This window comes from Lelliottia sp., assembly GCF_045627565.1.
Lineage (GTDB): Bacteria > Pseudomonadota > Gammaproteobacteria > Enterobacterales > Enterobacteriaceae > Enterobacter.
The window spans coordinates 1-13273 of sequence record NZ_JAZQNX010000037.1; the positions used below are offsets into that span (position 1 = coordinate 1).

Annotated in this window: 13 protein-coding genes; 3 read left to right on the forward strand and 10 right to left on the reverse strand. The window is 53.8% G+C overall.

The annotated features are described in order from the left end of the window. Positions 1–250 precede the first annotated feature (250 nt). Genes hemG through pepQ form a run of 4 tightly spaced genes read right to left on the reverse strand, consistent with a single transcriptional unit; the run spans position 251 to position 4242 of the window. Positions 251–793: a menaquinone-dependent protoporphyrinogen IX dehydrogenase gene (gene hemG, locus ACKI5T_RS17770; RefSeq protein ID WP_407439159.1), complete on the reverse strand. Its 543-nt coding sequence runs from the start codon at positions 791–793 to the stop codon at positions 251–253. A gap of 11 nt (positions 794–804) precedes the next feature. After that, the gene (gene trkH, locus ACKI5T_RS17775) at positions 805–2256 is read right to left on the reverse strand and encodes a Trk system potassium transporter TrkH (RefSeq protein WP_015960906.1); all 1452 of its coding nucleotides are present in this window, start codon (positions 2254–2256) and stop codon (positions 805–807) included. 40 nt (positions 2257–2296) lie between these two features. Then, a complete protein-coding gene (locus tag ACKI5T_RS17780; RefSeq protein ID WP_407439247.1) occupies positions 2297–2911 on the reverse strand; it encodes an IMPACT family protein in 615 nt (204 codons plus the stop codon). Beyond that, positions 2911–4242: a Xaa-Pro dipeptidase gene (gene pepQ / locus ACKI5T_RS17785; protein WP_015960908.1), complete on the reverse strand. Its 1332-nt coding sequence runs from the start codon at positions 4240–4242 to the stop codon at positions 2911–2913. The genes ACKI5T_RS17780 and pepQ overlap by 1 nt, the downstream gene beginning before the upstream one ends. A 188-nt stretch (positions 4243–4430) precedes the next feature. Here pepQ and fadB point away from each other — a divergent pair, with 188 nt between their 5' ends. Together fadB and fadA are read left to right on the forward strand one after the other, a co-directional pair. Further along, positions 4431–6620, forward strand: coding sequence for a fatty acid oxidation complex subunit alpha FadB (gene fadB, locus ACKI5T_RS17790; protein ID WP_407439161.1), 2190 nt, complete (start codon positions 4431–4433; stop codon positions 6618–6620). A 9-nt stretch (positions 6621–6629) separates the two neighbouring features. Beyond that, the gene (gene fadA, locus ACKI5T_RS17795; RefSeq protein ID WP_407439163.1) at positions 6630–7793 is read left to right on the forward strand and encodes an acetyl-CoA C-acyltransferase FadA; all 1164 of its coding nucleotides are present in this window, start codon (positions 6630–6632) and stop codon (positions 7791–7793) included. A 182-nt stretch (positions 7794–7975) separates the two neighbouring features. Here fadA and fre read toward each other — a convergent pair whose 3' ends face one another. Both fre and ubiD read right to left on the reverse strand, forming a co-directional pair. Next, positions 7976–8677: an NAD(P)H-flavin reductase gene (gene fre / locus ACKI5T_RS17800; RefSeq protein ID WP_015960911.1), complete on the reverse strand. Its 702-nt coding sequence runs from the start codon at positions 8675–8677 to the stop codon at positions 7976–7978. A gap of 30 nt (positions 8678–8707) precedes the next feature. Then, positions 8708–10213 (reverse strand): 4-hydroxy-3-polyprenylbenzoate decarboxylase, encoded by a 1506-nt coding sequence (ubiD, locus tag ACKI5T_RS17805; RefSeq protein WP_407439165.1) that lies wholly within the window; start codon positions 10211–10213, stop codon positions 8708–8710. 170 nt (positions 10214–10383) lie between these two features. Between ubiD and rfaH the strand changes: the two genes are divergently transcribed. Then, the gene (rfaH, locus tag ACKI5T_RS17810; protein ID WP_407439167.1) at positions 10384–10875 is read left to right on the forward strand and encodes a transcription/translation regulatory transformer protein RfaH; all 492 of its coding nucleotides are present in this window, start codon (positions 10384–10386) and stop codon (positions 10873–10875) included. On the opposite strand, the gene tatD is transcribed toward rfaH, so the two are convergent. From tatD to tatA, 4 genes are read right to left on the reverse strand one after another with little or no spacing between them, the layout of a single operon-like run. After that, positions 10872–11654 (reverse strand): 3'-5' ssDNA/RNA exonuclease TatD, encoded by a 783-nt coding sequence (gene tatD, locus ACKI5T_RS17815; protein WP_407439169.1) that lies wholly within the window; start codon positions 11652–11654, stop codon positions 10872–10874. The genes rfaH and tatD overlap by 4 nt on opposite strands. 41 nt (positions 11655–11695) lie before the next feature. Further along, positions 11696–12466: a Sec-independent protein translocase subunit TatC gene (tatC, locus tag ACKI5T_RS17820; RefSeq protein WP_015960915.1), complete on the reverse strand. Its 771-nt coding sequence runs from the start codon at positions 12464–12466 to the stop codon at positions 11696–11698. Between the two features lie 2 nt (positions 12467–12468). Continuing rightward, complete coding sequence (tatB, locus tag ACKI5T_RS17825) at positions 12469–13008, reverse strand: Sec-independent protein translocase protein TatB (RefSeq protein ID WP_407439172.1); 540 nt, start codon at positions 13006–13008, stop codon at positions 12469–12471. Between the two features lie 3 nt (positions 13009–13011). Continuing rightward, positions 13012–13266 (reverse strand): Sec-independent protein translocase subunit TatA, encoded by a 255-nt coding sequence (tatA, locus tag ACKI5T_RS17830; protein WP_015960917.1) that lies wholly within the window; start codon positions 13264–13266, stop codon positions 13012–13014. Between the last annotated feature and the right edge of the window lie 7 nt (positions 13267–13273).

Consider the following 13273-nt stretch of genomic DNA (forward strand, 5'->3'; position numbering starts at 1 on the left):
TGTTAAAGAGCAGTGCAACGCGGCTTTCGCTCACCGTTGCGAGGTCCCGTATAATACGTTTTCCTCATTCAGAGTCAAGCGTTTATTTTCGCTTTTCTCTGCCGGCGTTCATCGCTGAACCCCGCTGACCCGGCGGCTTGTGTTCCGTTGTTCCGTGTCAGTGGAGGCGCATTATAGGGAGTTATTCTGAGGTGACAAGCATAAATTTCAAAAAAGTTTTCGTTCGCTTATTTTTCAAACTTTACGTTTATTAAACCCGCGCATTGGCCGTTAATTGTGCGATATCCCGCGCAAAACTGGCAACCTGCTGCCAGTCGGTATAGACCACTTCTTTACTTGTATCGGTTTCCCCACCCGTCATCTTCATAATTAAACGAATCATAAAACGGTCAAGCCAGCGATAACGAGGGTAACGCAGCGCGCCAGCAAACACGGCGCACAGCGTGGGTTGCCACGGAGAGCTCAGCAGGAACTTGCGCGTATAGCTGTTCGTCTGTGGCGTACGCTTCTCTGCTTTACGCGCTACAAGGTTCACAGAATAGAAAGCGCTCGGCAGCACATTCAGCGTGACAGCATGTTTCTTCACGAAGCGATCAACCGCGGGATGAAAATGTCCGTACCGAATCGACGCGCCGATCACCACACGGTCGTAGTCCTGCCACACAATCTCTTCCGTACGATTCAGATTCACTACGTCGGCATAAACGCCCTGCTCTTTTAATTCAGAGGCCAGATAAGAAGCAATCTCGCGCGTCTGCCCGTCTCGTGTGGAGAATAGTATTAATGTCTTCACCAAATACTTCCTTAATCGCGCCAGAATGTTGGGGTGAACAGCACCAGCAGCGTAAAGACCTCAAGACGCCCAAAAAGCATATTAGCAATCAAGATCCATTTCGCCACCGGATTCATGCTGGCAAAGTTGTCCGCTACGACGCCAAGCCCTGGCCCGAGGTTATTAAGCGTTGCCACGACAGAAGCAAACGCCGAGAAATCATCAACGCCCGTCGCAATAATGGCCAGCATGCTGACGATAAAGACCAGCGCATAAGCAGAGAAGAAACCCCATACCGCTTCGAGGATACGTTCCGGTAACGCGCGGTTACCGAGCTTAATACTGTATACCGCATTCGGATGCACCAGTCGTTTCAGCTCACGATTCCCCTGTTTAAACAGCAGAAGGATACGAATCACCTTCAACCCCCCGCCCGTGGATCCCGCACACCCGCCTATAAAAGCAGAGCATAAAAGCAAGACCGGCAGGAACAGCGGCCAGCGGGAAATACTGTCCGTCGTGAATCCCGCGGTGGTCGCCATCGACACAACCTGGAAGAACGCCTGGTTGACGGTGGTGACGGCCGAACTGTAAACATCGTGGAGCCATAAGACCGATGTACAAATCACCACCAGCGTTAGCTGCACCCCAATAAACATCCTGAATTCCGGGTCGCGCCAGTACACCTTCAAACTACGTCCACTTAATAAAGAGAAGTGAAGACCGTAGTTACAGCCGGAGATCAATAAGAAGACAGCAATAATGGTGTTGATGGTCGGACTGTCGAAATACCCCACGCTGGCGTCGTGCGTGGAGAATCCGCCAATCGCAATCGTCGAGAAGCTGTGTCCAATCGCATCAAACGCAGGCATCCCGGCAAACCACAGGGCCAGCGCGCAGGCAACGGTGAGCAACACATAGATGAACCAGAGGGTTTTGGCCGTCTCGGCGATACGCGGGCGCATCTTATTATCTTTAAGCGGCCCGGGCATTTCCGCGCGGTAGAGCTGCATCCCCCCGACACCCAGAATAGGCAGAATCGCAACGGCTAATACGATGATCCCCATACCGCCGAACCACTGCAGCATCTGACGATAAAAGAGAATCGCATGCGGTAACGAATCTAACCCCACCAGCGTCGTCGCGCCCGTGGTCGTCAACCCGGAAAAAGATTCAAAGAAGGCATCGGTGACCGTCAGATTTGGCTGTTCAGCAAAGATAAACGGCAGCGCCCCTACGCTTCCCAGCACGGTCCAGAACAGAACCACGATCAGGAAGCCTTCACGGGATTTCAATTCGCCCTTTTCACGACGGTTTGGCCACCACAGCATTGAGCCAATCACCAGCGCAGCAAAGAAGGTTTGTGTGAACGCCCGCCCTGCGCCGTCCCGATAGATAAGCGCCACCAGTCCAGGGAGAATCATTGTCCCGGAGAAGAGGATAACCAGCAGTCCAACGATTCGGGTTATGGCACGAAAATGCATCTCTGCCGTTTCCTTTGGTATTCAGAAAGTAAGGTGGGGATTATTCTTCAATCGGCAGCAATTGCAACGCACCGCGACTAAAATCAGCCAGTTTTGCTGAAAAAGCCGAGTGCTCCGCCAGAGGAAGTGCCACGCGTAATTGAACCGTCGCCTGGTAATCACTTTGCACAATCACGCCGTTAAATTGCTTAAGCAGCGTTTCGATGCCGGATAACTGAGCGTAATCACACAACAAAGTATATTCGGTTAATGGCGTTTTGCGGAGGGTGTTGAGCTGATTAAGCGCCTGCTGGACACCGCCGCCGTAAGCCTTAACCAGCCCGCCGGTCCCTAATAATATGCCGCCGTAATAACGAACGACGACCGCGGTAATTTCACCGACGCCACTCCCCATCAGCTGAGAGAGCATCGGTTTACCGGCCGTTCCAGCAGGTTCACCATCATCAGATAACCCCAGCTTTTGCGAATCGTTAGGTGCTCCGGCCACCCACGCCACGCAATGATGGCGTGCGTCGGGATGGTCTGCACGAACTGACTCAACAAACGCTTTCGCCGCCTCCACGCCATCGGTGTGAGCCAACAGCGTGATAAAACGGCTTTTTTTGATCTCTTCAGAGAAGGTGACCGGCTCGGCCGGTATCAGCCAACTGTCCATCACGCCAGCTTCTGATCTCGCGTCATGTTTTCGATATTGTTCTCGTGAACCACCACGTTATCTTCAATACGAATGCCACCAAAAGGTTTCAACGCATCAATTTTCTGCCAGTTGAAGTGCTTGCTGAACTGACCTTCACGCCATGGATTCAGCAGAGAATCAATAAAGTAGATGCCTGGTTCGATAGTCAACACCATGCGCGGTTCCAGCACGCGAGTGCAACGCAGGTACGGGTATTTAGACGGTGCCGCCAGATGCGTTCCCGTATCATCCTGCATAAAACCGGCCACATCATGAACCTGCAGACCCAGCGGATGGCCAATACCGTGCGGCATAAAAGGCCCGGTGAGATCGTTTTCGACCATCGCCTCTTCGCTCATATCCGTCACAATCTGATGCTTACGCAGCAGCTTAGCGATGCGCTGATGGAACTGAATATGATAGTCAACATAGCTCGTACCCGCTTTCATGGTGCTGATAAGCGCCAGCTGTTCGTCGTTCACGTCTTTAATCAGGTGCGCAAAATCGGTATCGCTGTTTGCCGCCCAGGTACGCGTCAGATCCGCCGCGTAACCGTTGTACTCTGCACCCGCATCCAGCAGGAAACTGCGAATTTCCGAAGGCGCGCGGTGATCCAGTTTGGTGTAGTGCAGAACGGAGGCGTGCTCGTTCAGCGCCACAATATTCCCGTAAGGCACGTCGGTATCACGATGACCCGTCGCCGTCAGGTAAGCCTGATTAATATCGAACTCGCTCATGCCGGACAGGAACGCTTCGTGCGCTGCCTGATGACCATTCACTGCGGTTTTCTGTGCTTCGCGCATGCAGGACAGTTCATAGTCGGTCTTATAAGCGCGGTAGTAATGCAAATAATCGATCACACCTTTCGGGTTGATTTTGTCTGCCGGAATATCCAGACCCAACGCGCGCTCAGGAACCGGACCGATGTAGGCGATGTTGCCACGCGCAGCAGGTAACTGGCTGCCAATACCGTCCGCTTTCGGCAGAGCGATCACATCCACTTCTTCCGTCCAGAATGTTGTCGGCAGCGGTTCAACGTTGTGCCAGTAATCGACCGGTAAATAGAACCACAGTTTCGGTTTGTTCACGCCATCAACCAGCAACCAGCAGTTTGGAACCTGCGTCACCGGAACCCAGGCTTTGAACTGTGGATTAACCTTGAACGGATAAGCATGGTCATCGAGGAAGACATTCAATAGCTCACCGGAGTGGATAAGCAGCGCATCGAGTTTAAAACGAGTCAGTACGTCGCGGGTACGTTCTTGCAACGTAACAATATGATTTTTATAAAGTGCTGCCAGTGAGTCCATCATTATTCCTTTCATGTTTGAGCTCTAGTCTTCGCATCTTAGCACACCTCACTTCTCCTGCGTGATCTCCGCCGAGCGTGATCCCTGCAGCAATTTCTTAATGATAAATTTGCATTTTATTAACATAAATCCCACACTCGGTTTCATCTGGTATGACCAGATCCACTTGCTGGATTCAGGAGACTGACATGCTCTACAAAGGTGACACCCTATACGTGGACTGGCTGGAAGATGGCATCGCCGAACTGGTGTTTGATGCCCCCGGCTCAGTCAACAAGCTCGATACTGCGACCGTAGCCAGCCTTGGCCAAGCGCTGGATGTACTCGAAAAACAATCTGACCTCAAAGGTCTGCTGCTGCGTTCTGAAAAAGCCGCCTTTATCGTTGGCGCGGATATCACCGAATTCCTCTCTTTATTCCAGGTCCCGGAAGAACAACTCAGCCAGTGGCTGCATTTTGCCAACAGCGTGTTTAATCGACTGGAAGATTTATCGGTCCCGACAATTTCGGCTGTTAACGGCTATGCACTCGGCGGCGGCTGCGAATGCGTGCTGGCGACCGACTACCGTCTGGCAACGCCAGATCTGCGAATCGGCCTGCCGGAAACCAAACTGGGTATCATGCCAGGCTTTGGCGGCTCTGTTCGTATGCCGCGCATGTTGGGTGCCGATAGCGCACTGGAAATCATTGCCGCCGGGAAAGACGTCGGCGCGGATCAGGCGCTCAAAATCGGTCTGATCGACGGCATCGTGAAAGCCGAAAAACTGCGCGATGGCGCAATCAGCATTTTACGTCAGGCGATCAATGGCGATCTCGACTGGAAAGCCAAACGTCAGCCGAAGCTCGAGCCACTGAAGCTCAGCAAAATCGAAGCGACCATGAGCTTTACCATTGCCAAAGGCATGGTGATGCAGACGGCGGGCAAACACTATCCGGCGCCGATTACCGCCGTGAAAACCATCGAAGCCGCTGCGCGCTTGGGTCGTGAAGAGGCGCTCAAACTCGAAAACCAAAGTTTCGTCCCGCTGGCGCACACCAATGAAGCCCGCGCGCTGGTTGGTATTTTCCTGAACGATCAGTTCGTGAAAGGCAAAGCAAAACAGCTGACAAAAAATGTTGAGATGCCAAAGCAGGCCGCCGTTCTGGGTGCGGGCATCATGGGCGGCGGGATCGCCTATCAGTCCGCCTGGAAAGGCGTGCCGGTGATCATGAAGGACATCAACGACAAATCCCTGACGCTGGGCATGACCGAAGCCGCGAAGCTGCTGAATAAACAGCTGGAGCGCGGAAAAATTGATGGACTGAAACTCTCGGGCGTCATTTCGACTATCCATCCAACACTGGAATACAGCGGTTTTGATCGTGTCGATGTGGTTGTCGAAGCCGTTGTTGAAAACCCGAAAATCAAAAAAGCGGTGCTGGCGGAAACAGAAGATAAAGTTCGTCCGGATACCGTTCTCGCGTCCAATACCTCTACCATTCCCATTGGCGAGCTGGCGAGCGTTCTGAAGCGCCCGGAAAACTTCTGCGGTATGCACTTCTTTAACCCGGTACACCGCATGCCGCTGGTTGAAGTGATTCGCGGAGAAAAAACGTCCGACGCAACCATCGCCAAAGTGGTGGCGTGGGCCAGCAAAATGGGCAAAACACCGATCGTGGTTAACGACTGCCCGGGATTTTTCGTCAACCGCGTGCTGTTCCCTTACTTCGCAGGGTTTAGCCAGCTACTACGCGACGGCGCGGACTTCCGCAAAGTCGATAAAGTGATGGAAAAACAGTTCGGTTGGCCGATGGGCCCTGCCTATTTGCTGGATGTGGTCGGGATTGATACCGCCCATCACGCGCAGGCGGTGATGGCCGCTGGTTTCCCGCAGCGCATGCAAAAAGATTATCGCGACGCTATCGACGCACTATTTGACGCCAATCGCTTCGGGCAGAAAAACGGCCTGGGATTCTGGCGCTATAAAGAAGACAGCAAAGGCAAGCCGAAGAAAGAAGACGATGCTGCGGTAGAGGGTTTACTGGCCGACGTCAGTCAGCCGAAGCGCGATTTCAGCGACGAAGAGATCATTGCGCGCATGATGATCCCGATGGTCAACGAAGTGGTGCGTTGTCTGGAAGAAGGCATTATCGCCAGCCCGGCAGAAGCTGATATGGCGCTGGTTTACGGCCTCGGTTTCCCTCCGTTCCACGGCGGCGCGTTCCGCTGGCTGGATACGCTCGGCAGCGCCAAATATCTCGATATGGCTCAGCAATATCAGCAGCTCGGTCCGCTATACGAAGTGCCGGACGGTCTGCGCAACAAAGCCCGCCATAACGAACCGTATTATCCGCCAGTTGAGCCAGCCCGTCCGGTCGGCGCGCTGAAAACGGCTTAAGGAGTCACAATGGAAAAGGTTGTCATTGTCGATGCAATTCGCACCCCGATGGGCCGTTCAAAGGGTGGCGCATTTCGTCACGTACGTGCGGAAGATCTCTCCGCGCACCTGATGCGGAGCCTGCTGGCGCGCAACCCGGCGCTGGAAGCAAGTGCGATTGATGATATTTACTGGGGCTGCGTGCAGCAAACGCTGGAGCAAGGTTTTAACATTGCGCGTAACGCGTCTCTGCTGGCGGAAATCCCACACTCCGTTCCGGCGGTTACCGTCAACCGCCTGTGCGGATCGTCTATGCAGGCCTTGCATGATGCGGCTCGCATGATCATGACCGGCGATGCGCAGGTCTGCATGGTCGGCGGTGTGGAACATATGGGTCACGTCCCGATGAGCCACGGCGTGGATTTCCATCCGGGCATGAGCCGTAACGTCGCCAAAGCCGCGGGCATGATGGGGCTGACCGCTGAAATGCTCTCACGCATGCACGGTATCAGCCGTGAAATGCAGGACCAGTTCGCCGCGCGTTCTCACGCCCGTGCCTGGGCCGCGACGCAATCCGGTGCATTTAAGAACGAAATACTGCCCACCGGCGGCCATGATGTTGATGGCGTGCTGAAACAATATTACTACGACGAAGTGATTCGTCCGGAAACAACGGTTGAAGCGCTTTCCGCCCTGCGTCCGGCATTCGATCCGGTAACCGGCACGGTTACGGCAGGAACGTCATCGGCGCTTTCCGACGGTGCTGCCGCCATGCTGGTCATGAGTGAAAGTCGTGCTCGTGAATTGGGTCTGACACCCCGCGCGCGAATCCGCTCCATGGCGGTAGTCGGCTGCGATCCTTCGATTATGGGTTACGGTCCGGTTCCGGCGTCAAAACTGGCGCTGAAGAAAGCCGGGCTGACCGCCAGCGATATCGACGTATTTGAGATGAACGAAGCCTTCGCCGCGCAGATCCTGCCGTGCATTAAAGATCTGGGCCTGATGGAGCAGATCGACGAGAAGATCAACCTCAACGGCGGCGCAATTGCGCTGGGGCATCCGCTGGGCTGTTCAGGTGCGCGTATCAGCACCACGCTGATTAACCTGATGGAACGCAAAGACGCTCAATTTGGTCTGGCGACGATGTGCATCGGGCTGGGTCAGGGGATCGCGACGGTATTTGAAAGGGTGTAAATAAAGAATTATCCCCTAAATCATTGGCGTTGCATCGCGGCGGCAACTGAGAGAATCCCCGGTCACATAGTTAACTATGTGACCGGGGTGACCGAAGGCAGCCAACAAAGAGGCAGCGCGAATTATGACGGGGAAGGTTTAGTTGCCGTTCTTCCCGCCTGTCAGGGGCGGGTTTTTTATTCTCAGATAAACGCAAACGCATCGCCGAACAGGCGATCTTCACGCGCATCACGTTCGTTACAGAACAGATCGCGGGCAATTTTTGCCATCTCAAAACGGCCTGCAATATAGATATCGTGTCCCGCCAGCGTGCCGTGATCCTGCAACACCGCCGTCAGAACCGTACCGCTGCGCCCACGCCATCCCTCTTCCGGCTGCTCAACCACTGGCTCGATGCGCAGATTTTGGTGGGTCACGCTCAACGCTTCCAGCTCAGACAAGTCGTACAGGTGTTTTTCTTCACGACCGCCCCAGTAGATGGTGATATCGCGGTCAGGATTCTGCGCCAGCGCGGTAAGCAGAATAGAGCGTACGTAGGAGAACCCTGTACCGCCCGCGATCAGAATCAGCGGACGGTCTTCGTCTTCACGCAGCCACGCTTCGCCGTGCGGAATGTCGACCTGAATTTCATGCTCTTTCAGGATGCGATCCATAACAGCCATGGCATAAAGATTAAGCTCTGACGCACCTATGTGTAACTCAATAAACTCCTGCTCCGCTGGCGTAGACGCCATAGAGAAAGGACGCTTATCACGCTCATCCATCACAACCATCAAATATTGGCCCGCGCGGAAAGAAAATGCCGCCTCAGGAACCAAACGGACGCGATATACGGTGTCGGTAATAGCATCTACCGAGGTCACTTTACAGCTTAAGGTTGTCATTCGCTCTCTCTGTCGGGAAGTCTATAGGGCTTAACGGTCAGTTCCAGGCTTACCGTTATTCATTATGGCCAGTTCGTCCCAGATCGCGTCGATTCGCGCCGTCACTTCTGGGTCTTTTTGAATCGGACGACCCCATTCGCGCGAGGTTTCGCCGGGCCATTTATTGGTGGCATCCAGTCCCATTTTTGAGCCAAGACCGGAAACCGGCGAGGCAAAATCCAGATAATCAATTGGCGTGTTTTCAACTAACACCGTGTCACGCGCCGGGTCCATCCGCGTTGTAATCGCCCAGATAACATCATTCCAGTCACGGGCATTAACGTCATCATCACAGACAATAACAAATTTGGTGTACATAAACTGGCGCAAGAAAGACCATACGCCCATCATTACGCGTTTGGCGTGACCCGCATACTGCTTCTTGATGGTTACAACGGCCAGGCGATATGAACAGCCTTCCGGCGGCAAATAGAAATCGACAATTTCCGGGAACTGTTTTTGCAGAATCGGCACAAACACTTCGTTCAGCGCTACGCCCAGTACGGCGGGCTCATCCGGCGGACGGCCTGTGTATGTCGAGTGATAAATGGCATCGTCACGCTGAGTAATATGGGTAACGGTAAACACAGGGAAATTATCGATTTCATTGTAGTATCCCGTGTGGTCGCCATATGGCCCTTCCGGTGCCATGTCGCCCTGTTCAATATACCCCTCCAGCACGATTTCCGCGCTGGCCGGCACTTCCAGGTCATTGGAAACACACTTCACCACTTCGGTTTTCGTGCCGCGCAGCAGGCCTGCAAAAGCATATTCCGAAAGGGTGTCAGGCACCGGCGTGACCGCCCCGAGAATGGTCGCGGGATCGGCCCCTAACGCGACAGAAACCGGGAAGCGTTCGCCCGGATGTGCCGCACACCACTCCTGGAAATCAAGCGCGCCACCACGATGCGACAGCCAACGCATAATCAGCTTATTTTTGCCGATTAACTGCTGACGATAAATACCCAGATTTTGGCGTTCTTTGTGCGGTCCGCGGGTCACCGTCAAACCCCAGGTAATCAGCGGCGCGGCATCTTCTGGCCAGCACTGCATGATCGGGATACGGGTCAAGTCGACCGCATCGCCTTCGAGGATTTTCTGCTGACACGGCGCGCCGCGCAGGCGTTTGGTTGGCATGTTCAACACTTGTTTGAACTGCGGCAGCTTATCGAACAGATCGCGGAAGCCTTTTGGTGGCTCCGGCTCTTTCAAAAATGCGAGCAATTTGCCGACTTCACGCAACGCCGACACGTCTTCCTGCCCCATGCCCATCGCCACGCGTTTAGGCGTGCCGAACAGGTTACACAGCACCGGCATGGAATAGCCTTTCGGATTTTCAAACAGCAGCGCAGGGCCACCAGCACGCAGTGTGCGGTCAGCGATTTCTGTCATTTCCAGATAGGGATCAACAGGAAGCGTGATGCGTTTGAGTTCGCCCTGCTTTTCCAGCAGCGCCAGGAAGTCGCGTAGATCGTGGTATTTCATGCAGTTAGTCATGGCCTCTCTGTAAGCGCTTCATTATACGGCGTTCGTCACCAGTACGCTGTAATTTTGTTAAATTAGCGTGAACTTCCACGTCATCATCCCCTTTTGGCCATTATAATCACCTTAGCGATCCCGACAGGGTTTTGATATGCTTGCGCCGCAAACAAAGGGAAAGGGTAATTATGCAAGCGTGGTATTTACTGTATTGCAAACGTGGGCAGCTCCAGCGTGCGCAGGAACATCTTGAGCGTCAGGCCGTTAATTGTCTGACCCCTGTTATCACGCTCGAAAAAATCCAGCGCGGTAAGCGCACTATGGTTAGCGAACCCCTTTTTCCGAACTACCTGTTCGTCGAGTTTGACCCGGAAGTGATTCACACCACGACCATCAACGCCACGCGCGGCGTCAGCCACTTCGTTCGCTTTGGTGCGCAACCCGCCACCGTTCCTTTTACGGTTATTCACCAGCTTTCTGTCTATAAACAGCCGGACGATATTACCGATCCCGACACGCCCTTCTGCGGCGATGATGTGGTGATCACCGAAGGCGCATTCGAAGGATTGCAGGCGATATTCTCTGAGCCGGACGGCGAAGCCCGCTCAATGCTGCTGCTCAATTTGCTGAACAAACAAGTGCTCCAGAGCGTTGCAAACACCGCCTTCCGCAAAGTTTAAAATGTTATCCCGAACAGACGACGCACGTTTTCATCGGTCTGCGCGTCAAGCCACTGCATATCTTCTCCGCGCCAGTGCGCAACACGCTCAACAATATGCCCGAGATAAGCCGGTTCATTGCGTCGCGACGCGGGTTTCGGCTTCATATCGCGTGGAAGAAGATACGGCGCATCCGTTTCGACCAACAGGCGATCGACAGGAATTACCGGTAATAGCTCGCGCAATTCGATACCGCGTCGTTCGTCACACACCCAACCGGTAATGCCCAGATAGAGCCCTCGATTCAGGCAATCTACCGCCTCCTGTCGCGAGCCGGTAAAGCAATGCAACACCGCGCCCGGCAGTTTATCCCGCCACGGCTCCAGCAAGGTCAGAAAACGCTCATGCGCATCGCGACAATGCATAAACACCGGCATTTCCAATTCGGCTGCGATGGCGAGCTGAGCGGTAAACGCCGCTGCCTGCTCAACGGGCGTGGAAAAGTTACGATTGAAATCAAGACCGCACTCGCCGATGGCAACGACTTCCTCGGTTTTCGCCAGCTTGTAGAGCGTTTCAGCACTTTCGTCAGTCCACTGGCTGCTGTCATGCGGATGGACTCCCGCCGTTGACCAGCAGCGCTCATAGCCTTGAGCCAACTGTTGTGCATGCTCACTTTCGTGAAGATTCGTTCCCGTTAGCAGCAGTCCTTTTACCCCTGCGGCAAACGCGCGCGCCACAACGTCATCGCGGTCGTTGGCAAATTGAGGGCTGGTCAGATTCAATCCGATATCAAACATGCGGTCTCCCATATGACAACCGCCCTTTCGGGCGGCTGGTTTTATTCTTCTGTCGTTTTTTCTGGCTCGTCTTCTTCGTCTTCCTGCGGACGTCGCTTGCCCACATAGAAGCGCGAGAAGAATACGCCGACTTCAAACAGACAATACATCGGTATGGCCAGCAGCGTTTGCGAGAAAACATCCGGCGGCGTCAGCAGCATGCCGACAACAAATGCGCCAACCAGCATATACGGGCGCTTCTTGCGCAGATCATCAGGCGTTGTCACGCCCATCCAGCACAGGAGAACGATAGCGACGGGCACTTCAAACGCCACGCCGAACGCCATAAACAGCGCCATGACGAAGCTAAGATAGCTGGCGATGTCGGTCGAGACCTGTACTCCTTCTGGCGCAGTATGCGTCAGGAAGCCAAACGCCAGCGGGAAGACCACGAAGTACGCAAAGGCCATGCCGATATAAAACAGCAGCGAACTGGAGACCAACAGCGGGATCACCAGCTTACGTTCGTGCTTATATAACGCCGGTGCCACGAATGCCCACACCTGATACAAAATGACGGGTGCGGAGGCGATCAGCGAAACCCAGAAGGTCAGCTTGATTGGCGTGAAAAACGGCGAGGCCACATCGGTCGCAATCATCGTTGCGCCCAGCGGCATTTGCTTAATCAACGGCGCGGAGACAATCTGATAGATGTCGTTCGCGAAATAAACCAGGCACAGGAAAATCAGCAAAACTGCAATGATGCAGTTTAACAAACGCTTACGCAGCTCAATCAGATGCGCAATGAGTGGTTGAGTATCATCTACTGCCATGTTTACGCTTTATCACTCGACGAGGGGGATGATTCGGAAGCGGGTGCGGTAGCTTTCACTTCTGCGGGCGTCACTTTCGCAACGGATTCTGCCGCAGGTAACGGCTCTTGCCCTTCAGGCGCTTGCGACGGTGCACTGGCCTGATGTTCTGCACCCGCAGGCGTCACGCCTTCATGCTGCGCTTCATTATCCTTCACCAGCGGATTACGAATGGTGTTGGCTTCGTCGCTCGCTTTTTCAGGATCGTTGACGCTGTAGGAACGTTTCATGGATTCCGCGGCCTCGCGCAACTCATCCATCGATGCTTTCAGCTCCGGCGATAAATTGCTCATGCTCGCTTTTTCAACCTTTTTCAGGCTGTCCTGAAACTCCTGCATTTTGAGTTCCTGCGCCAGTTCATTTTGAACCGTCGTCGCCAGCGAGCGCAGCGCGCGTACCCAGCCTGCAACAGTTTTTACTGCTACCGGTAAACGCTGCGGACCTAAAACGATAAGGCCGATCACGAATACCAGTACCAGTTCACCAAAGCCAATGTCGAACACGAATTACACCTGCTCTTTATCGTGGCGTTTAGCGTCTTCCTTTTTGGCTTCGTCTTGTTTATCAGCGATAGACTTGGCCGTGAAATCCGCATCCTGGTTGGATTTATCCTGCTTATCTTCATCATCACTAATGGCTTTCTTAAAGCCCTTGATGGACGCGCCAAGATCGGAACCGATAGAACCGAGCTTTTTGGTACCAAACAGCAGAACGACGATGACGGCAATGATCAACAATTGCCAGATACTGATACCACCCATACAACAT

Excerpts from the sequence above, each read along its gene's own strand:
- trkH (WP_015960906.1), bottom strand. The coding sequence starts at position 2,256 with ATGCATTTTCGTGCCATAACCCGAATCGTTGGACTGCTGGTTATCCTC.
- ubiD (WP_407439165.1), bottom strand. The coding sequence starts at position 10,213 with ATGACTAACTGCATGAAATACCACGATCTACGCGACTTCCTGGCGCTG.
- rfaH (WP_407439167.1), top strand. The coding sequence starts at position 10,384 with ATGCAAGCGTGGTATTTACTGTATTGCAAACGTGGGCAGCTCCAGCGT.
- tatC (WP_015960915.1), bottom strand. The coding sequence starts at position 12,466 with ATGGCAGTAGATGATACTCAACCACTCATTGCGCATCTGATTGAGCTG.
- fre (WP_015960911.1), bottom strand. The coding sequence starts at position 8,677 with ATGACAACCTTAAGCTGTAAAGTGACCTCGGTAGATGCTATTACCGAC.
- tatA (WP_015960917.1), bottom strand. The coding sequence starts at position 13,266 with ATGGGTGGTATCAGTATCTGGCAATTGTTGATCATTGCCGTCATCGTC.
- fadA (WP_407439163.1), top strand. The coding sequence starts at position 6,630 with ATGGAAAAGGTTGTCATTGTCGATGCAATTCGCACCCCGATGGGCCGT.
- ACKI5T_RS17780 (WP_407439247.1), bottom strand. The coding sequence starts at position 2,911 with ATGGACAGTTGGCTGATACCGGCCGAGCCGGTCACCTTCTCTGAAGAG.
- tatD (WP_407439169.1), bottom strand. The coding sequence starts at position 11,654 with ATGTTTGATATCGGATTGAATCTGACCAGCCCTCAATTTGCCAACGAC.
- pepQ (WP_015960908.1), bottom strand. The coding sequence starts at position 4,242 with ATGGACTCACTGGCAGCACTTTATAAAAATCATATTGTTACGTTGCAA.
- fadB (WP_407439161.1), top strand. The coding sequence starts at position 4,431 with ATGCTCTACAAAGGTGACACCCTATACGTGGACTGGCTGGAAGATGGC.